Source organism: Mycobacterium sp. Panama NTM2, from assembly GCF_054355555.1.
Genome location: NZ_CM135953.1, coordinates 5,309,293 through 5,327,764, shown reverse-complemented (window position 1 = coordinate 5,327,764; position 18,472 = coordinate 5,309,293). Strand labels below are relative to the sequence as shown.

The 18,472-nt window shown below is 70.2% G+C and carries 22 protein-coding genes and 2 pseudogenes; 10 read left to right on the top strand and 14 right to left on the bottom strand.

Annotation, left to right across the window (positions count from 1 at the left end):
• Positions 1 to 8 precede the first annotated feature (8 nt).
• Genes ACXYX3_RS25595 through ACXYX3_RS25585 form a run of 3 tightly spaced genes read left to right on the top strand, consistent with a single transcriptional unit; the run spans position 9 to position 2,660 of the window.
• A complete protein-coding gene (locus ACXYX3_RS25595; protein WP_458609515.1) occupies positions 9 to 929 on the top strand; it encodes an EamA family transporter in 921 nt (306 codons plus the stop codon).
• Entirely contained in the window at positions 926 to 2,221 is a 1,296-nt protein-coding gene (locus ACXYX3_RS25590; RefSeq protein ID WP_458609514.1) for a hydroxyacid-oxoacid transhydrogenase, read from the top strand. Before ACXYX3_RS25595 ends, ACXYX3_RS25590 begins: the two co-directional genes overlap by 4 nt.
• The gene (locus ACXYX3_RS25585; RefSeq protein ID WP_458609513.1) at positions 2,214 to 2,660 is read left to right on the top strand and encodes an acyl-CoA thioesterase; all 447 of its coding nucleotides are present in this window, start codon (positions 2,214 to 2,216) and stop codon (positions 2,658 to 2,660) included. Before ACXYX3_RS25590 ends, ACXYX3_RS25585 begins: the two co-directional genes overlap by 8 nt.
• Here the strand turns inward: ACXYX3_RS25585 and ACXYX3_RS25580 are convergent.
• The 5 genes and pseudogenes from ACXYX3_RS25580 to ACXYX3_RS25560 form a co-directional block, all read right to left on the bottom strand.
• Positions 2,638 to 3,302 (bottom strand): annotated as a pseudogene (locus ACXYX3_RS25580) (alpha/beta hydrolase). The gene ACXYX3_RS25585 and the pseudogene ACXYX3_RS25580 sit on opposite strands and share 23 nt — an antisense overlap.
• A gap of 32 nt (positions 3,303 to 3,334) precedes the next feature.
• Positions 3,335 to 4,123, bottom strand: coding sequence for a DNA-formamidopyrimidine glycosylase family protein (locus ACXYX3_RS25575; RefSeq protein WP_458609512.1), 789 nt, complete (start codon positions 4,121 to 4,123; stop codon positions 3,335 to 3,337).
• A gap of 6 nt (positions 4,124 to 4,129) precedes the next feature.
• A complete protein-coding gene (locus tag ACXYX3_RS25570; RefSeq protein WP_458609511.1) occupies positions 4,130 to 4,480 on the bottom strand; it encodes an STAS domain-containing protein in 351 nt (116 codons plus the stop codon).
• Positions 4,477 to 5,532: a cobalamin B12-binding domain-containing protein gene (locus tag ACXYX3_RS25565; protein ID WP_458609510.1), complete on the bottom strand. Its 1,056-nt coding sequence runs from the start codon at positions 5,530 to 5,532 to the stop codon at positions 4,477 to 4,479. Before ACXYX3_RS25565 ends, ACXYX3_RS25570 begins: the two co-directional genes overlap by 4 nt.
• Complete coding sequence (locus tag ACXYX3_RS25560) at positions 5,529 to 7,190, bottom strand: PP2C family protein-serine/threonine phosphatase (RefSeq protein ID WP_458609509.1); 1,662 nt, start codon at positions 7,188 to 7,190, stop codon at positions 5,529 to 5,531. The genes ACXYX3_RS25565 and ACXYX3_RS25560 overlap by 4 nt, the downstream gene beginning before the upstream one ends.
• 189 nt (positions 7,191 to 7,379) lie before the next feature.
• Between ACXYX3_RS25560 and ACXYX3_RS25555 the strand changes: the two genes are divergently transcribed.
• Positions 7,380 to 8,513: a CynX/NimT family MFS transporter gene (locus ACXYX3_RS25555; protein ID WP_458612232.1), complete on the top strand. Its 1,134-nt coding sequence runs from the start codon at positions 7,380 to 7,382 to the stop codon at positions 8,511 to 8,513.
• Positions 8,514 to 8,544: 31 nt separating this feature from the next.
• Here the strand turns inward: ACXYX3_RS25555 and ACXYX3_RS25550 are convergent, their stop codons facing one another.
• Positions 8,545 to 8,688, bottom strand: a complete 144-nt coding sequence (locus ACXYX3_RS25550; protein ID WP_162938453.1) for a hypothetical protein — start codon at positions 8,686 to 8,688, stop codon at positions 8,545 to 8,547.
• A gap of 205 nt (positions 8,689 to 8,893) precedes the next feature.
• Here ACXYX3_RS25550 and ACXYX3_RS25545 point away from each other — a divergent pair, with 205 nt between their 5' ends.
• Positions 8,894 to 9,073: a hypothetical protein gene (locus tag ACXYX3_RS25545; protein ID WP_241204507.1), complete on the top strand. Its 180-nt coding sequence runs from the start codon at positions 8,894 to 8,896 to the stop codon at positions 9,071 to 9,073.
• A gap of 67 nt (positions 9,074 to 9,140) precedes the next feature.
• Here ACXYX3_RS25545 and ACXYX3_RS25540 read toward each other — a convergent pair whose 3' ends face one another.
• Positions 9,141 to 10,490 carry an acyltransferase family protein gene (locus tag ACXYX3_RS25540; RefSeq protein WP_458609508.1) on the bottom strand — a complete coding sequence of 450 codons (1,350 nt, stop codon included), beginning with the start codon at positions 10,488 to 10,490 and terminating at the stop codon, positions 9,141 to 9,143.
• 110 nt (positions 10,491 to 10,600) lie between these two features.
• Here ACXYX3_RS25540 and ACXYX3_RS25535 point away from each other — a divergent pair, with 110 nt between their 5' ends.
• From ACXYX3_RS25535 to ACXYX3_RS25525, 3 genes are read left to right on the top strand one after another with little or no spacing between them, the layout of a single operon-like run.
• Complete coding sequence (locus ACXYX3_RS25535) at positions 10,601 to 10,912, top strand: hypothetical protein (protein WP_458609507.1); 312 nt, start codon at positions 10,601 to 10,603, stop codon at positions 10,910 to 10,912.
• On the top strand, positions 10,905 to 11,168 hold the full coding sequence (locus tag ACXYX3_RS25530; RefSeq protein WP_458609506.1) for a hypothetical protein: 264 nt from the start codon (positions 10,905 to 10,907) through the stop codon (positions 11,166 to 11,168). Before ACXYX3_RS25535 ends, ACXYX3_RS25530 begins: the two co-directional genes overlap by 8 nt.
• 16 nt (positions 11,169 to 11,184) lie before the next feature.
• On the top strand, positions 11,185 to 11,523 hold the full coding sequence (locus tag ACXYX3_RS25525) for a heme-binding protein (protein WP_241204511.1): 339 nt from the start codon (positions 11,185 to 11,187) through the stop codon (positions 11,521 to 11,523).
• Here the strand turns inward: ACXYX3_RS25525 and ACXYX3_RS25520 are convergent.
• Positions 11,520 to 12,719 (bottom strand): MFS transporter, encoded by a 1,200-nt coding sequence (locus tag ACXYX3_RS25520; RefSeq protein WP_458612231.1) that lies wholly within the window; start codon positions 12,717 to 12,719, stop codon positions 11,520 to 11,522. The genes ACXYX3_RS25525 and ACXYX3_RS25520 overlap by 4 nt on opposite strands.
• 301 nt (positions 12,720 to 13,020) lie before the next feature.
• Here ACXYX3_RS25520 and ACXYX3_RS25515 point away from each other — a divergent pair, with 301 nt between their 5' ends.
• Positions 13,021 to 14,157, top strand: a complete 1,137-nt coding sequence (locus ACXYX3_RS25515; protein WP_458612230.1) for a glycoside hydrolase 5 family protein — start codon at positions 13,021 to 13,023, stop codon at positions 14,155 to 14,157.
• A 4-nt stretch (positions 14,158 to 14,161) separates the two neighbouring features.
• Here ACXYX3_RS25515 and ACXYX3_RS25510 read toward each other — a convergent pair whose 3' ends face one another.
• From ACXYX3_RS25510 to ACXYX3_RS25490, 5 genes are all read right to left on the bottom strand, one after another.
• Complete coding sequence (locus tag ACXYX3_RS25510) at positions 14,162 to 14,935, bottom strand: enoyl-CoA hydratase/isomerase family protein (protein WP_458609505.1); 774 nt, start codon at positions 14,933 to 14,935, stop codon at positions 14,162 to 14,164.
• 16 nt (positions 14,936 to 14,951) lie between these two features.
• A complete protein-coding gene (locus ACXYX3_RS25505; RefSeq protein WP_458609504.1) occupies positions 14,952 to 15,338 on the bottom strand; it encodes a nuclear transport factor 2 family protein in 387 nt (128 codons plus the stop codon).
• 51 nt (positions 15,339 to 15,389) lie between these two features.
• Positions 15,390 to 16,316, bottom strand: coding sequence for a ribonuclease Z (locus tag ACXYX3_RS25500; RefSeq protein WP_458609503.1), 927 nt, complete (start codon positions 16,314 to 16,316; stop codon positions 15,390 to 15,392).
• A 52-nt stretch (positions 16,317 to 16,368) separates the two neighbouring features.
• A complete protein-coding gene (locus tag ACXYX3_RS25495; protein WP_458609502.1) occupies positions 16,369 to 16,926 on the bottom strand; it encodes a type 1 glutamine amidotransferase domain-containing protein in 558 nt (185 codons plus the stop codon).
• Positions 16,927 to 16,992: 66 nt separating this feature from the next.
• Complete coding sequence (locus tag ACXYX3_RS25490) at positions 16,993 to 17,274, bottom strand: hypothetical protein (protein ID WP_458609501.1); 282 nt, start codon at positions 17,272 to 17,274, stop codon at positions 16,993 to 16,995.
• Positions 17,275 to 17,392: 118 nt separating this feature from the next.
• Here ACXYX3_RS25490 and ACXYX3_RS25485 point away from each other — a divergent pair.
• Positions 17,393 to 18,105 (top strand): annotated as a pseudogene (locus tag ACXYX3_RS25485) (cutinase family protein).
• Between the two features lie 4 nt (positions 18,106 to 18,109).
• Here the strand turns inward: ACXYX3_RS25485 and ACXYX3_RS25480 are convergent.
• Positions 18,110 to 18,364, bottom strand: coding sequence for a hypothetical protein (locus tag ACXYX3_RS25480; protein WP_241204518.1), 255 nt, complete (start codon positions 18,362 to 18,364; stop codon positions 18,110 to 18,112).
• Between the last annotated feature and the right edge of the window lie 108 nt (positions 18,365 to 18,472).

Sequence of the window (18,472 nt, the reverse complement as noted above, 5' to 3'; positions counted from 1 at the left end):
TCGCAGCCGTGTCGTCGATTCCGGTGCGTGCGATCCCGGCCTGGTCCGTGCCGCTGTTCTTCGTCGTCGGCGCGGTCTCCCAGTATGTCGGCGCGGCGATCGGTGTGTGGCTGTTCGCGACCACCGAGCCCGCGACCGTTGCCTGGCTGCGCGCGGCGGGCGCCGCGCTGGCCCTGCTCGCGTGGCGTCGGCCATGGAGAGGGCCATTCAAAGGGTCATGGAGAACGCGCTGGACGAGACGCAGTGTGGGTACGGCTGCCGCGTTCGGCGCCGTCACCGTCGCGATGAACGTCGCGTTCTACGAGGCGATCGCGCGCATCCCGTTGGGCACCGCGGTCGCCATCGAGTTCACCGGCCCGATCGCCGTGTCCCTCCTCGGCTCCCGTCGTCCCCTCGATTACCTGGCCGCGGCACTGGTCGGGACGGGGGTGTATCTGGTGGCCGGGGTGCAGTCCGGCGTCGACGTGGCGGGCGTGGCCTTCGCGGTGCTCGCCGCCGTGCTGTGGGCGGGGTACATCGTGCTCGGCAAGAGGGTTGCCGACGCGGGGACGGGGCTGGACTCGTTGGCGGTGGGCATGGCCGTCGCCGCGGCGGTGAGCGCACCGGTGTTGCTGGGGGCGCAGGCCGCCGTCGATGTGTCCGTGCTCGCGGAGCCGCGGACCTGGCTGTGGGGTGCGGGCATCGGGCTGCTCTCCAGTGCCATCCCGTACGCGTTGGATCAGCCGGTGCTGGCCACGATCGGCAGGGCCCGGTTCGCGCTGCTCCTGGCACTGCTGCCCGCCACGGCGGCCGTCGTCGGCGCCGTCGCTCTCGCGCAGCGGCCGACCGCCGCCGAGGCCGCCGGCATCGCCGCGGTGATGGCCGCTCTGGCGGTCAGTGCCCGGGCCGCCCGCAGCAGCACCGGCGACGGCGGCACAATCGAGCCATGAGCTGTCAGCACGCCACCGGATTCGACACCGCGTTCACCGTCGATGCCTCCCGCATCACGTTCGGCCGCGGATGCATTCGCGAGGTGGGGGACCGGGCGGCCGCGCTGGGCATGCGTCGGGTCGCACTGTTCACCGATCCGTCGGTGGCCGAGCTCGAGCTGTTCGACACCGCCCGGCGCGCGCTCTCCGACGCGGGCCTCGACGTCGTGACCTACGCCGAGGCCTCCGTCGAACCCACCGACGAATCATTCCGCGCTGCAGCTGCTTTCGCCACGGAGACCCGTCCCGACGGGTACGTGTCGGTCGGCGGCGGATCGGTCATCGACACCGCCAAGGCCGCCAACCTCTATGCCACCCACCCCGCCGACTTCGCGGCGTACGTCAATGCACCCGTCGGAGAAGGCCGCCCGGTGCCGGGGCCGCTGGCACCCCACATCGCGTGCCCGACGACGTCGGGCACCGGCAGCGAGGTCACCGGCATCGCGATCTTCGATTTGCTCGAGATGCACGCCAAGACCGGTATCGCCGGCCCGGCGCTGCGGCCCAGTGAAGCCCTCGTCGACCCCGACAGCACCGACACGCTGCCCAGCGAGGTGGTCGCCTGCAGCGGACTCGACGTGCTCTCCCACGCGCTGGAGTCCTACACCGCGCGGCCCTTCACCCGGCGGGCGGCGCCGTCGCGGGCGAGTGCCCGGCCCATGAGCCAGGGCGCCAACCCGTGGAGTGACCTGGGCAGCCGCGAAGCCCTGGCGCTGCTCGGCCGCTATCTGGTGCGCGCGGTGACCGACGCGTCGGACCGGGAGGCCCGCGAGCAGACGATGTGGGCGGCGACGCTGGCCGGTATCGCGTTCGGCAACGCCGGCGTGCACATTCCCCACGCGATGGCCTACGCCGTGGCCGGTCAGGTTCGCGAGTTCCGTCCCTCCGGCTATCCCGGTGACAAACCGCTTGTGCCGCATGGGATGTCAGTGATACTCAATGCGCCGGCCGCGTTCCGGATCACCGCGCCGTCCGACCCGGCCCGTCATCTCGCCGCCGCCGGGCACCTCGGCGCCGACGTCGGGGGTGCCGCCGCGGCCGATGCGGGGGAGGTGCTCGCGGAGCATCTCGTCGGCATCATGGCCGCGGTCGGGATGCCCGCCGGGCTCGCCGATGTCGGGTACGGCGACGGCGATGTCGAGTCGTTGGCGGCGGGGGCGTTTCCGCAGCAGCGGCTCCTCGGCAACGCCCCGATCGACGTCGATGAAGCGTTGTTGGCCACCATCTTCCGCGGTGCTCTGAGCTATGCCTGAGCCCATGCCCGAGGCCGGCATCGACGGTTACGGCTACGTCCTGCCCATCACCACCCGGTGGATGGACAACGACGTGTACGGCCACGTCAACAACGTGACCTACTACAGCTACTTCGACACAATCGCCAACCACTTCCTGATCACCGAGGGCGGCCTCGACATCCACACCTCGCCGGTCATCGCGCTGGTCGTCGAGTCGTCGTGCACCTACCGTGCCCCGGCCGCCTATCCCGACCAGTTGCGCGCCGGTCTGCGCGTCGATGTGATGTCCCGGCGCTCGGTCACCTGGGGCGTGGCGATCTTCGGCGCGGACGACGCCGAGCCGCTGGCCCACGGCCGCTTCGTGCACGTCTTCGTCGACCGCGAGCAGCGCAGGGCGGTACCGATCCCCGACCCCATCCGCGCCGCGCTGGAAACTATTGCCGCACAGCCGCAATGAGATCAGCGACCTGGCGTGCGTCGTGCAGCGCGGCCGGGTCGTCAGAGGGTGCGTAGCGGTCGGCTGCTTCGTCGTAGCGCGCGCCGGCAATGCTGCCGTGGTCGGCGTCGAGTTCCACCACCCGCACCGGCCACCCGGCCGACGTGAGCTCCTGCGCGAACGCCCGGCTGGCCTGTAGGGGCACCACGTCATCGGCGCGGCCGTGCAGCAGCGTGAACGGTGTGCCCGTTCCGGTGCGCGGCAGCGCATCGGCGGGCGGCGCCCCGCTGATCGGGTCGGCCACCATGAACGCCCGGCCAGACATACCGTGTGCGCCAGCGGCACGTCCAGGTCGTCGGCGTGCAACGTCAGGCCCGCGGCGGCGGTACCACCCAGCGACCAGCCGACGAGCGTGACGGCATCGGCCGTCCGGCTGCGCACCCAGTCGACCGACGCGAGCAGATCCGACCGTCCGTGATCAGCCGCGTGCGAATCCCAGTCGGGCGCCACCACACCGAAACCCCGCTCGGCCAGCGCTGTGGCCAGCCGTCCGACGGTAGCGCGGGCGTCGGTCTGGGTGCCGTGCCACAGCAGCAGGGGCGTATCGCCCGGCTCGCCGTAGACGTCAGCCTGGCGGCCGCGTGCGTACTCGATGGTCTCCATCCCCTCCGGGTGCCCACCTCGGCGCAAACGACTCATCGCTGACAGGTCGGGCACCACCAGGTGCGGCGGCGCTCGGGGTCGTTCGCTGCTTCGGCGACCACCCGGATCGTCGTCCCGCAGCGCAGGCAGGGCCGACCGGCCCGGCCGGCCACCCAGTGCTGCTCCCCTTTGCGTCGCACCCCGGTCGTCACCTGCATCGCGCCCGGCACGGTCGCGGAGTGGCGCAGCGCTCGCGCCCCCAGCTCCAGCAACGCGGTGGTGTCGACCTGACCGACCGGGGTCCACGGATCATGACCACGCAGGAAGCACAGCTCGTTGGCCCACAGATTGCCGAACCCGGCCACGCACCGCTGATCCAACAGTGCGGCGACGAGCGGTCGCTGCCGATCTGCGCCGAGGCGACGCACCGCCTCGCCGAGATCCCAGTCCTGACGCAGCGGGTCGGGTCCGAGGTGGCCGATACACCGCGCCTCGTCGGCCGTGCGCACCAGCTCGACCACGGGCAGCTTCACGCCGTAGGCGGCGGGCCCGTCGGTACGGAGCAGCACCCGGACGTCGGGCATCACCGACCGCGGCAGCCACCGCCCGGCGTTCGACACCGTCCACGACCCCGACATCCGCAGGTGCGTGTGCAGGGTGACGGCACCCGACAACCGGGTCAGCAGATGCTTGCCGTGGGTCACATGGGCGATCACGGTACGGCCGGCGAGGTCGTCGGTGGCGTGCGCCGGCACGCGCAGCTCTCCGCGGACCAGTGTCCGGTCTGTCAGGGCGGCGTCGAGCCGGCGGGCCAGCGCGTAGACGGTGTCACCCTCGGGCACGCGGTCTCAGACGCTGCGGGATTCGCTCGCCGCCTCGCGGGTGGGCCGGGTGGTGAGGTGGTCCAGCACACCGGTGATGTCCAACAGCCGCTGCAGTTGGGGTGGGCGGTGGTCGAGGTGCAGATGTACCCCGGCGGCGGAGGTCTTGCGGTGCACGAGCAGCAGCCCGGACAGTCCGGCGGAATCGCAGAACGTCAGACCGGCGAAGTCGAGGCGCAGGTCGGTGACCGCGGATGAACCGGCCAGCACATCGCACACGGCCGACACGAGCGTGGCCGTGCTCCCGTAATCGAGGTCGCCGGTCACGGTCAACCTGGCGGAGGTGCCGTCGATGTCGGTGCTCAGCGTGAGGTTCATGCAGATGCTGCCTGGTCGATCGGGGCCCTGCCGAGGGCACGGTGTGCCGCGGCGAGGAGGCGCTGGGTACGGGGGAACTCGGACAGGTGGGCGGCCAGTGCGTCGAGTGCGGGATGCAGCGACGCCGCGGGCACCCCACGGGCGGTCAGGATCTCGGCGGTCCAGGTGACGAAATCGGTGAACAGGGCATCGTCGTCGAGGTACAGCGCGGTCGCCAGGAAGTCGACGATGTGCGCGATGTCCTCGGTGGTGTGCTGCCGCTGCTGCTCGGTGTAGTCGCGCATCGCGGGAAACCGGGTCTCCAGCTCGGTCACCGTCGTCGCGACCAGGTTGCCGGCCGTGGTGCTGACCATCGTGTACTCCTGGTCGGCCAGGTGCGGCAGATCGTTGATGGGTTGATGTGGCGCGCACGGCGTGCGGCGCGGGACGCCGTCGGCCAGCAGCACGGCCGCGGTCCTGGCATCGGGTGCCCATGCGTCGGCCCCCAACTGCGATGCGAAGCGACCGTCCGTGCCGAAGCCGGCGCCACCGGCGAGGACCGGAACCCCCGCGGCCTGGCATGCCGTGATCGCGGCATGCGCGGTGGGCAGGCGGGTCGGGATCATGCAGGACAGCGCCACCGCGTCGGGACCGTGCTGGTGCAGATGCGCGATCAGATGGGGGGTGGGCACCTGGGCGCCGAGGAAGTCGACCTGCCAGCCGCGCAGGCGCAGCACCTCGGCGAGCAGCCGGGCAGGCAGCGCGTGCCACTCGCCGTCCACGCACGCGACGGTCACCCGGCCCATCGTCGTCTCCGTCGACCGGCATGCGGCGTGGTGGGCCAGGGCCGCGATCACCCGGTCGTTGATCGCGGTGGCGACGTGCTCCTGCACCACGGTGATCCGGTTGGCCGCCCACTCCGTGCCCACTCGCCGCTGCACGGGCGCGATCACCTCGAGCAGGAGCTCCTCGCAGGGCACACCCGCGTCGGCGGCCTCGAGAATCGTTGTGGCGGCGGCGTATTCGTCACCGTCGAGGAGTGCGGCCCAGAGCCTGTCGATGGTGGTGCTCATGCGGACGCCGTGTACCTGCCCGCGGTGTGCCCGTCGACCGCACTGAGGTGGGTGCGGCGGGGCGAGGTGATCGCCACCACGGCGATGTCGTCGTGGGGGCGGCCCTTCACCCACTGGGAGGTGAGCATCATGATGCGCTCGACGACGGCCTCGGCGGGCATGCCGGCGCACTCGCGCAGGGCGGCGGTCAGCCGCGGCTCCCCGAACATCTCCGTACCGGTCGGCCCGCCGTGTGCCTCTGTCACCCCGTCGGTGAAGAGCAGACAGGTCTCACCCGGCGCCAGAGTGGTCAGAAAGGTGGACGACTTGATCTCGGGCAGCGCGCCGACCAGCGTGCCGCGCGTATCGGCTTCCTCCACCCGCCCGTCAGCACGCACGATCAGCGGCGCCAGGTGTCCCGCGCTGGTCAGGCGCAGGGCCACCTGCCCGTCGCGGCGGCTCACCGACGCCAGCACCAACGTCGCGAACTTCGTGTGCTCGGCGGACAGCAGCGCGCTGTTGAGCAACCGCAGCACGCCGGCGTGGTCGTCGGCCAGCGGCGCGAGCGCCTGCAGGGTGTTGCGGATCTTGCCGGTGACCAGCGCGGCCTCCAGACCCTTGTCGCAGACGTCGCCGAGCACGACCAGCGTCTCGTCCTCCGGGTTCGCCGCTGGGTGGACGTCGTAGAAGTCACCGCTGATGAGGTGGTCGTCCTCCGAGGCGCGGTAGCCGCCTGCCAACTTGATGCCATGGAAGCGGTGCAGTTGCGGGGGCAGCAGGTCACGCATCAGGGTGCGGGTGATCGCAGCCTGCTCGCCGTACAGGCGGGCAGCGGACAGGGCTGTACCGGCGCGGGCCGCGAAGAGGCGAGCGAACACCTCCTCGCCGTCGCTGAACGCCATCTGCGAGGTCTGCCGCAGCAGCACCAGTGCGCCTGCCGGCACGCCGTGGCCGGGCAGCGGGGTGATCACGATGGAGCCGACGGGACCGGAGAAGCCCGCCGGAATGAGCCATTCGGGCACCGTGGCCGGATCGATCCACCGCGACGGCACCGGCGGGAAGCCGCGCAGAGCCTCCGCGAGGCCGGGAACCAGCTCGGGCCCGCCGTCGACGCTGCGCCGGACGACGGTGCCGTCGGGACCTGCGCACACCAGCGAGATCTGTCGACGTGTCGCGGGCGCCACGACCACCGCGGCGTCGGCGAGGTGGCGCGCCGCCATCCGCACCGTCGCTTCCATGCAGCGTTCGACGTTCAGCGACGCCATCAGCTCCGTGGAGGCCTCGTCGAGGAATGCGGCCCGGTCACGTTCGCGGCCGACCGCGTCCTGGGCCTGCCGCAGGGCCCGGTCGTTGTCGGTGAACAACCACCAGGCGACGGCACCGTCGGGGAGCTTCGTCGGACGCGCCTCCACGTCGCAGCCGGCGACGTCGCCGGTGGCGGTGAGAGGCAGCTCGACGTGGGCGGCAGTCAGCCAGGCGGGGGCGCAGTCGGGAAGCGATGCGCCGGGCGTCGCGGCGGGCAACAGTGCCAGCGCCGCGGGACTACAGGCGCGCACCGTGCCCTCGGCGTTCACCACGATCACGGGATGGGGAACGTGGTCCCAGGTGGTGGACCAGGTGAGCTCGGCAGCAGGGGCATCCAGCTCGGGGGTGGCGTTCTCCCGCACGTCAACCCCCATTCGATGTCGTTGGTCACTCTACGCCGGTGCGGCGGTTCAGCGATTTGCCTTGGCTGCAGCGGTCGGACCACCCTGGACGAAGTGAGCCAAGAAGTGAGCACCGCCCCCGGCGCGACAGCTGATACCTCGACGGTAACGCATCATCGGCCGCGATCGGGACTTGTGACGATTCTGTCCGCTCTCGCGATCATGCTCGTCGCGGCGAATCTGCGGCCTGCCGTGGTGGCGGTGGCGCCGCTGGTCGGGGACATCAAGGCGGCAACCGGATGGGGAAGCGGGGTCACGGGTCTCCTCACGACCCTGCCGGTGCTGGTGTTCGGCCTCGTCTCGCCGCTCGCACCCCGGTGCGCGGCGCGCTTCGGTATCGAACGCACCGTCTTCGCGGCGATGGCGGTCCTGGTCGCCGCCAGCGCGTTTCGGCTCCTGCCCACCCCGGGGGCGTTGTTCGCCGGTTCCGCGTTGGCGGGTGTGGGCATCGGCGTCTGCAACGTCGTGCTGCCGTCGCTGATCAAGCGTGACTTCGTGCACCACTCCGGGCTGATGACCGGCCTGTACTCGATGACGCTGTCGGGTGGCGCCGCGGCGGCCGCGGCACTGACCATTCCCATCGACGGAGCGCTGGGTGGCAACTGGCGGCTCGCGCTCGCCAGTTGGGGTGTGTTCGCGGCGGTTGCCCTGGTCATCTGGACACCGCAACTGCGCCGCGTGCACCGGATCCGTGCCGGGCGTCCGGCCACGTCGCTGTGGCGCAACCCGATCGCATGGGCTGTCACCGCATTCATGGCGGCGCAGTCGTTGATCTTCTACACCTTCACCGCCTGGCTGCCGGAGTTCCTGGTGGACCGGGGCATGAACGCCAGCAGCGCCGGCGCCGTGCTGGCCCTCGGTCAGGTGGCCGGGCTGGTGATGTCCCTGCTGGCGCCGATCGTGGCGGGCAGGTTCACCGATCAGCGGGCGGTCACCCTGGGCGCGCTGGGGCTGACCGCCGTGGGCTTCGTCGGCCTGTTGACGACGACGTCGGCGCCGACGCTGTGGACGATGCTGGTGATGGCCGGACCAGGCGCTTCGATCAGCCTCGCGCTGCTGTTCATGGTGCTGCGCAGCACCTCGACCGACCAGACCGGCCAGGTGTCGGGCATGGCACAGAGCGTCGGCTACGGCGTGGCGGCGGTCGGCCCGGTCGCCATCGGTGCCTTGCACGACGTGACCGGGTCATGGACGGTGGCGATGGCCGTGCTTGCGCGGGCGCTGGTTCCGCAGGCCGTCTCGGCACTGTGGGCGGCCAGGGACGTCACCATGGACGACCACCAAAAAAGCCGGTGACCCCGAGGTCACCGGCTTTGCTCTGCGGGCGTCAGCTCTGCGCGGATTCGTACCGTTCGGCGACGGCCACCAGTTCGTCGCGGATGGACGAATCCGGCAGTGAACGGATCCGCGCGTACAGGCGACGCCGATCCCTGGCGAGCTTGAGGTTGGCGCGGAACTGCGCGACAGACATGGTGCGTGTACTCCTTTTTCGGTTCCCCGGGGTGCCGGGGTGCTGGGGGTGTGGCCTGTGGGCGAGGATCGCCCGCCCAGCAGGCACAACTCGACATGCTCCCGTGTTAATTCCACGTAAATCAACTCGCTGACGTGTGAGTTCGCGAACAGTGAGCGCCGTCACCGCAGGCGTGGCTCGGGCGAAAGCGGGTACCGCGTTGGCCATGACATCCAGCACCGGTGACCCCGAGGACCTCGACGCCGTTCTGACGCCCACCGAGGAGGCTCATCCCGATCGCCGCGAACACGCCAAGACGCCCAAACATCTCGACGACGACGAATTGGCCCGGCGCACCCAGCACGAGCGCGACGTGGTGGCCGAAGATCAGGAGCAGCAGCGATGACCACGCCCGACGACCCGAACGACGCCGGCCCCGATTCCGAGCACGACGTGCCGCCGGCCAACCCCGCCTACGCGACGCCGCCGCCGGAGGGGCTGCCCGACGCCGACCGGGACTGAATCCGGTCGCGGGGGCGCACGGCCACCAGCAGTGCGCCCCCGACGAACAGCGCCGCGGCCGTCACCGGGAGGCGACCACCGGGCGCGAAGCCCTGTGCAGACAGCAACGCCAGGGCCACCGCGCACGCCGCAGTCCCCGCGTACAGCGTCGCCTCCGCGAGCGCGCCCGGCACCGGGACCGTGACCGTCGGCAGCGCGGCCGCGACGAACCGGCGTTGCCAGTGCAACAACGCGAGCAGAGCAGCGGCCACCACTGCGAGCACCACTTCCCATTCCAGACGAGCCAGCCACCACGCGCCCGAACCGAGCGGCGGTTGCGGCAGCAGCCCGCTGGGGTAGCCGACGAGGGTCACGATGATCACGGGCAGCATGTGCCACAGGTACAGCGCCATCACGTTCTGGTTGGCGACGGCGATCACGCGCGGCCATACCCCGCGTGCCAGCACCCGGTTCAGAACCGGCACGAGAGCGAACAGCACGCCGATCTGGACCAGGGCCAAGGCCAGCAGGGCCGCCGACGGCGGCGCGCTGTTCTCCACGCGATCACCCGGCACGCCGATCATCGCGGTCGGATAGGGGCCCCAGGTCACCAGCGCGGGCAGGGCCAGTGCGGCGATCGCCGCGGTGCCGAGCAGCACGCGCCTGCTCAGTCGGCCGTCGTGGAAAGCGATGCCGAGCTGGTAGATCGCTGCCCAGCAGAAGAAATAGTTCGCCATCCGGACCTCGGCGTGGTCGGTCGCGATGCCCACGATGTCGACCAGCACCAGGCAGATCCCGAGGACCAGCGGCACCCGCAACCCCCAACGCCGGTGCGCGGCGACCGCCACCGGGGTCAGCGCGACCACCATCAGGTACACGGCGAGAAACCACAGGTGCATCGCGACGGCCCACCCGCCCAGCTCCAGCACGGAGCCGCTGATGCCCAGCGCCAGCAGGATCGCCATCACGACCACGATGAATCCCGCGTAGACGCCGGTGGGCCCCAACGTGCGGGCCACCCGGCGACGGATCCACTGTTGCCTGGCCGCGGTGCCCGCCTGCCCGGGCAGTCTCTCCCACGATGCCGCACTGGCGTATCCGGCGACGGCGAAGAACACGGGAACCACCTGGAAGAACCACGTGATCCACTGGGTGAACGGCATCAGCACGAGCGGGTTGTCCCGACCGAAGGAGCCGTCGCGGTACGTCATCACCGACAGCAGCCAGTGCCCGATCACGACGAGCAGCACCGCCGCGGACCGATACAGGTCGAGTGCGCCTTCGCGCGACGGGGCGGCGTCCGCGGTGGTGGACTCGGTCATCGACCCTCCCGGTGCGCATGTCTGCCATCCGCACGGTAGCCGAAGGGCACTACGTCACCGATGCGCGCGAAACGTGGACGAAGGCTGACAGCAGCGTCAGAATCTCACGTATGAACTGCCTGCTGAGTCATCGCCGCGTCGGCGTGTTGGCCGGACTGGGTGCGACGTTGCTGAGCGGCGTGGTCTGTGCGCCTGCTGCGTCGGCCGACGTGTGCGGCAGCGTCGGCGGCCGCTTCGTCTCGGTGAGCGGTTGCGGCAACGTCGCCGACGCGGTCGCACCGTGGGTACCGCCACCCGGGGCCTACGCGCCGCTGCCCGAGGACTACGCGGCGCCCCCGCCCCCGCCCCCGCCGCCCCCGCCGCCGAACGTGAACGTCTGCGCCAGCGTCGGCCGTCGGGTCACCGTGAGCGGCTGTGTCTAGGCGGCGATCCGCCGCGCTGTTGTGCGGGCCGACGGCCGTGGTCGCGGGTGCGCTGGCGGTCGCAGCGCCGGCCGCTGCGGAGTGTGTGAGCTCCAACGGCACCACGGTCTGCTCGCAGGGCAGCGTGCGCGGCACCGACAACGGGCAGGGTCCTGGGACGCTCGACACCGGACCCGCGTGGCCGTACCCCTGCGAATACGACTGGTACTGCAACGACGGCGGGCTCTCGATCATCTTCACGCCCGGCCGCAACTGACAACGACAGGAGCACCATGAGCACTCTCCTCACCCGTGCCGCCCTCGCGGCGATCGCGCCGGCAGCGGCACTGCTGACCGTCGCGGTCCCGGCGTCCGCACAGCCCGCCCCGCCACCCCCGCCGAATTGCACGGCCGCCGATCTGGCCGGCGTGATGGCCGGGGTCACCGCTTCGACGTCTGCCTACCTGTTCACCCACCCGGACGTGAACGACTTCTTCACCAGCTTGCGGGGCAAGAGCCGCGACGAGATGAAGACGGCGGTCGAGAGCTACATCGCCGGCCGACCGGACGTCGGCGACTCGTTGCGCGCGATCCGGCAACCCTCGGTCGACTTCCGCGCCCGCTGCGGCTAGCTGTCGCCCTGCGGCTGGTCGGCCATGCGACCGGGCCTGCACAGCACGACGACGACGCCGCATAGCACGGCGGCGACCCCGAACGCTGCGTAGACACCGACCGCGTCGGCGGTGCCGCCCAGCACGGCGGCCGCCAAGGGGCGTGAGCCGAGGAAACCCACCAGCCACAGGGCCATGATGCGGCCGCGAAGCTCTTCGGGGGCCTGCTCCTGTACGACTGTGCCGAGCCCGGTCATGGCCCACCCGAAGCCGATGCCTGCCAGCGCGAACCCGGCCACGGCCACGGCGAACACGGAGCCGAGCGCCAACACCGCGCAGCCGGCCGTCAGAGCCCACAGGCCGAGCCAGGACACGAGATCGGCACCGATGCGGCCACGCAGCACCGCCAGCAGTGCCATCCCGACCGCGGCGCCGACCCCGAATACCGCCGACAGCATGCCGACCATCCGGGCGTCCCCGCCGAGCGAAGCGGCCACCGACGGGGTGAGGGTGATCGACGAGTCCGACGCGACGCCGACCACCGTCACCGCGAGGAGGGCCAGCAGCAACCGGCGATCACCCAAGACGTAGCGGACCGCGACCCGTACCCGGTAGTCGGCGCCCGAGCGGCGCGCAGGCGGGACCGGGAACCGCACCACGATCAGAAGCGCCGCGAACACGAGGTGCAGACCCGCGCTCGCCGCGAAGGCGGACGCCGGCCCAAGGTGAGCGGCCAGGTAGGCGCCGGCGGCGGGACCCAGGATGCGGCCGATCGTCATCGGCATGCTGTTGAGAGCCATGGCCGTGGACAGTTCGCCCTCCCGGATCAGGCTGGGCACGATCGACTGCATCGCCGGCCCACCGACGGCGAATCCGAAACCGACGAGCAGCGAGCCCAGCAGCACGGCGACCGCCGCCGACATGTCGCGTGCCGACGGCGCGGTGAACAGCCACGCAGCCACCACACCGGAGCCCGCTGCGCAGAAAAGCCGCCCGAGCAGGATCTGGCGAATCGGATTCCCGGTGTCGGCCCACTTGCCGCTGGTCGGGGTGAGCAAAAGCTGCGGCCCGAATTGTGCGACGCCCACCATGCCGACCATCAGCGCCGAGCCGGTGGCGTCATAAATGACGATCGCCGCGACGATGCCGTGCGTCCACACCGCGACGACCGAGAAGATCTTCCCCCAGAACAGCGCGCCGAAGACACGGTCGAACATCAGCCCCAGCGCGCCGCGGGCGCGCCGGCCCGCCGCGTCGTCTCTCTTGGGGTCATCGCGCGCGAGCGTCACCCGATCTGCATAGCACAGGCGCGTTACCAGCATTGACCGCCCATCCTGTCCAGTGAGCGAAATCGCCAGTGCGGCATGGTTTTCGGCGTAACAGGCGGTCGGCCCGGATCGATACACTGGGCGGCCGGTCCGTGTTCGGCTCCGTTCTTGTTCCTGGTCCAATCCCCTGTCGAAGGATGATGCGTTGACCCGCCCGACCGCACAGGTCAGCTCCGCCCCCGGAGGTGCCCTGGGGCGCCGCACCGCGCTCAAGGCCTCCGTGGTCGCTGCGGCGGCGATGACACTGACGCCGGTGCCCCGTGCGTCGGCCGACGACGGGCCCTGGTCGCTCGACCGGGCCGGCCGCTGGTATCAGGAACAGGACTGGCTGGTGGGCGCCAACTACATCGCCGGCAACGCGGTCAACCAGTTGGAGATGTTCCAGCCCGGGACGTTCGATCCGCTGCGCATCGACGCCGAGCTACGGCTGGCGCGGCTGGCCGGGATGAACACCGTGCGGGTGTTCCTGCACGACCTCCTGTGGATACAGGATCCGACCGGCTTCCTGCGGCGCATCGGTCACGTCGTCGACATCGCCTCACGCAACGGCATACGGCCGCTGTTCGTCCTGTTCGACTCCTGCTGGGATCCGCTGCCCGCCCTCGGCAGGCAGGCCGCCCCACGACCCGGCATCCACAACTCCCGCTGGGTGCAGAGCCCCGGGGCGGAGAATCTCGACGACCGGCGCTACAAGCGCGTGCTCCACGACTACGTCGTCGGTGTGCTCACCCGCTTCCGCGGCGACCGTCGCATCCTCGGGTGGGATCTGTGGAACGAACCCGACAACCCCGCCAAGCAGTACCGGGACACCGAACGCGCCGACAAAGTCGCACTCGTCGCCGACCTGCTGCCCCAGGTGTTCCGGTGGGCACGTTCTGTCGGGACCATCCATCCGCTGACCAGCGGCGTGTGGGACGGGCCGTGGGCCGACGCCCGGCTGCGCAGTGAGATCGCGAGCATCCAGCTCGATCAGTCCGACGTCGTCTCGTTCCACAGCTACGACGACCCGGCCGGGTTCGACGCCCGCATCAGCGAGCTCGCGTTCACCCGTCGCCCGCTGTTGTGCACCGAGTACATGGCGAGATCGCTGGACTGCACGGTCGAGAACATCCTGCCGATCACCAAGCGTCGCAACGTCGGAGCGTTCGCGTGGGGCCTGGTGGCGGGTAAGACGCAGACCTACTACCCGTGGGATTCGTGGGATCGGCCGTACACCACCGAACCGACGCCATGGTTCCACGATCTGCTCACCCGTGACGGAGCGCCCTACCGGCCGGCTGAGATCGCGACGATCCGAAATCTGACCGGCCGGCCCCGCCCGTCCTGACCTTTCAGCGGGCCTTCCACTGCGGGCGGCGCTTCTCGCGCCACGCCGAAATACCTTCTGCCACATCCGCTGTCGCACCCGCCACCTTGCGCATCACCTCGCCGAAGCGCACGGATTCGATCCACCCCATGTCGGCGGTGCGCCAGGCCACTTCCTTGGTGGCCCGCTGCGCCAGCGGCGCAGCCGCAGTCAGGGTGTGAGCCCACTCCCGTGCCGCGGGAAGCAACTCGTCGGGCTCCACCAGCTTCCACACCAGCCCCACGTCCTTGGCCCGCTCGGCCGTCATCGGCTGGCCCGTCAGCAGCAGCTCCATCGCATCGGCCCACCGCAGCCGTTGCGGAAGCCGGATGGCACCGACGATCGTGGGCACGCCGATCGTCACCTCGGGAAACGCGAATGTCGCTCCGGTGCTCGCGATCACGAAGTCGCAGAACAGAACTCCGGTGAGACCGTAACCCACGCACGGTCCCTGAACCGCCGCGATCGTCGGTTTGAACAGCTCCATGCCGCTCTCGAAGGAGTTGATGGTCGGCTTTTCCCAGAACGTGCCGCCGAACGTCCCCACTGCACCCTCGCCGTCCTTGAGGTCGGCTCCGGCGCAGAACACCCGGCCGGTGGCGGTCAGGATGCCCACCCAGGCGTCCTCGTCGTCGCGAAACCGGTTCCACGCCGCATTGAGTTCTTGTCGGAGTGCACCGTTGATGGCGTTGCCCGCCTCCGGGCGGTTCAGCGTGATCGTGGCGACGTGATCGTCGAGCTCGTAGGTGACCAGGCTCATGGCGCCACTGTAAGGCTCACTCCCCGCGCTTCTCCGCGTGCAGGAACGCCGCCGTGTCGTAGTAGGTGCGGAACGCGGTGATGGTCTGGTCGTCGCCCTCGAGCACGCTCACTCCGTCGTAGCTGAAGTCGGTACCGTCGCGCAGCGTCCCGGTCGAGCTCCACTCCAGGTAGGCGATGCCGTCATCGGTGACGGTATGGGTGAAGTCCGACGACAGGTCGCCGAACACGTCGCGGTATTGCGTCCAGAAAGTGCGCGCACCATCGGCGCCGCGTTGTTGGTGGGGGAGACCCGCCTTGGTCAGGGTCGCGTCGTCGGAGAACAACTCGACCAATGGCTCCACATCACGGCCTTCGTGGAGACGGCCCAGCGCGTCGATGAAGTGTTTCGTCAGCTCATGCATGAGTTCGGCCTACCCGCGCGGGGGTGAGCCATGCGCGCGGGGATCAAGAGGTCACTGTTCCGACATGGACTGTCGCCGGGGCACATCGACCTTCATCAGGTCCTGCGCGATCACCAGATCACCGGAGTAGACCTCGGCCGCCTCGGCGCGATGTCGTTCGGTGTCGGGATACCGCTGCGAGAAATGCGTGAGCACAAGCCGCCGCACCCCGCACTCGGCGGCCACTGTCGCGGCCTGCCGGGCGGTCAGGTGTCCGTAGTCGCGGGCCAGTCGGGCGTCGCTGTCGAGGAACGTCGCCTCCATGACCAACGGGTCGGCACCCTCGGCGAGCCCATAGACCGCGTCGCAGAGCCGAGTGTCCATCACGAAGGCGAACCGCTGTCCCCGGCGGGGCGCCGTGACGTCGGACAGTCGGACGGTTCGGCCGGCCACCTCGAGCACTCCGGCACGCTGCAGTTCGCCGACCGAGGGACCACCGATCCCGTACGCGCTCAACGCCGTCCGATCGAAGCGATACCCGTCGGGCTCGACGAGCCGGTAACCGAACGCATCGACCGAGTGATCCAGCCGGTGGGCGTGCAGCTCCCCGAACGATCCGCTCGCTATCAGCCCGTCGGCATCGATCGGGTGTGGCCGGATGTCGGTGACGTCATGGAACTCACTGGCGTGCCGTAGCCGGTCGAAGAACCGACTGCCCGATGCCGGGAAGTGGGCGTCGACGGGGCTGCGCACGCCGTCCAGCGAGAGACGCGCGACGACCCCCGGTAAACCCAGGCAGTGATCGCCGTGAAAGTGGCTGAGACACAGGCGAGTCAGACGGCTCACTGAGACTCCTGCGTACACCATCTGCCGCTGCGTTCCCTCGCCCGGGTCGAAGAGAATGCTCTCGTCGTCCCAGCGCAGGAGATAACCGTTGTGATTTCGCCGCCGGGTCGGCACCTGGCTGGCGGTGCCGAGGACGATGAGCTCACGCGCCACGACCGCGAGACTACGCAGAGTGCCCGAGTGCCTGCGGCGCGGTCACCCCGCCTCAGGTGTGGGCGGGCGTCGCCGCGAACTGGTCGGTGATGGCCTGGCAGAACGCGGGCAGGTCGTCGGGGGACCGGCTGGTGATCAGGTTGCCGTCGATGCAGACCTCCTGGTCGACGACCGTCGCGCCTGCGTTGCGCAGATCGGTGCGCAAGCTGGGATACGAGGTGAGAGTGCGGTCCTTGGCGACGCCGGCTTCCAGCAGGACCCACGGTCCGTGACAGATCGCGGCGACCGGCTTGCCGGAGCGGACGAACTGACCGACGAATGCGACGGCCGCATCGTCGAGGCGCAGCTTGTCACCGTTGACCGTGCCGCCGGGAATTACCAGCGCGTCGTACTCATCGACGCCGGCGTCGCTCACCATCCGGTCGACCGAGAAGGTGCCCGCCGGTTCGAGATCGTGATTGCGCGCGTCGATCTCGCCCTCTGTGATCGACAGGAGTTCGGCGCGACCGCCGGCCTCGGTGACCGCATCGCGGGGCCGCTCGAGTTCGACCTTCTCCACGCCATCGGTGGCCAGAAAGGCGATCCTGCGACCCTGGAGTTCGTTCGGCATAGTGGCATCCTTTCGTCGGCTCCGCTGGCGGTTACCCAGTGCCCGACGATCGAACCCCCGAGTGGCTCAGGCCGACTCGGTCCCGTCGGTGTGCGGGGTCGGGCTCTGCGCCGACTCCCACTTGGACTCCAGAAACCGGGTGACGCGGGTGCCCGCGGCGAACTCGAGCTGGAACGTCTCGCCGTCGCCGTCGTCTTCGAGCGTGACCACGTACCCGGTGTCGCCGGCGGCGACGTGGACGACCTTGTACTGCCGCTCCCCGTCTCCACGATCGGCGGTGATGATGTCACCGGGGGCGACGTCGTCGATGCGGTCCTCAGAGGTCGGGTCGGCCGATGTGTCAGACATGGGTCGACGGTAACCGACGCGAGTGTGCGTCCCGCACCCGATCGTTTGGCCAGCAAACGCGGGGGTACTGATGGACTGGCGCTGCTCTCCGCGCGTCAGCCCGAGAGAGGAAGCCCCCATGACACCCTCCACCCAAAGACGCCGGCTGGCGCGAGTCGCCGCCTCGTTGATCGCGGGTGCCGCCGCGGTGTCCGCCGGCGCCGCCGCACCCACCGCAGCCGCCCAAGGATGTCCGGACGTCGAGGTGGTGTTCGCGCGCGGGACCAGTGAGCAACCCGGTGTCGGGGGCGTCGGGCAGGCCTTCGTGGACGCGGTGCGCGCGCAGGCGGCACCTCGGACGGTGGGCGTGTACGCGGTGGACTACGCCGCGTCGAACAATTTCGCAGCGCGCACCGAGATCGCGCAGACCGTGATCGACGGCATCCGCGACGAAGCCGACCACGTGGAGTCGATGGCGGCGAACTGCCCGAACACCCGGATGGTGCTCGGTGGCTACTCCCAGGGCGCTCTGGTGACCGGCTTCACGACATCGATGTCGTGCCCGACATGGTGCCCACCGCCATCGCGCCGCGCCCGATGCCACCGGAGGTGGCCGACCATGTCGCCGCCGTCGTGCTGTTCGGCACGCCCTCAGGGCCGTTCCTGGAGCGCTACGGCGCACCTGCCATCACGATCGGTCCGCGGTATGCGGACAAGACCCTCCAGCTGTGCGCGCAGGGTGACACGATCTGCTCCGGCGCGCCTGACGGTGGCCCGACCGTGGCGCACGCCCTGTACCCGGTCAACGGGATGGTCAACGAGGGAGCGGCGTACGCCGTGGGTCGGCTCTGACGCCTCACGCCCCCGCAGGCACCGGATAGCGGTCGTTGACGTCGGCGTTGGTGTCTTTGCGGGCGCAATGGGCGCAGCAGAAGATGCCCTCGTCGGTCTCGATGCCATGACCGAGGATTCGGCACCCGCAATGTCCGCATTCCGGCGCGAGTTGCATCGCGGCGCATTCGACGCTGTCGAACGTCGCAGAACGACCGTCCGGCCAGGTCACCGTGAATGCCTTGTCGTAGTCGTTGCCGCACGTCGCGCAGATGGTCATGGGGAGCCTCTCTGAGGTGGTAGGGCCGGCCGGATCGACCGCCGCGGGCGGGATTCCCGCGGCGTGGTCAGACAAACAGGGGTTTGGCCGGTTGGAGAGGGGGCATCA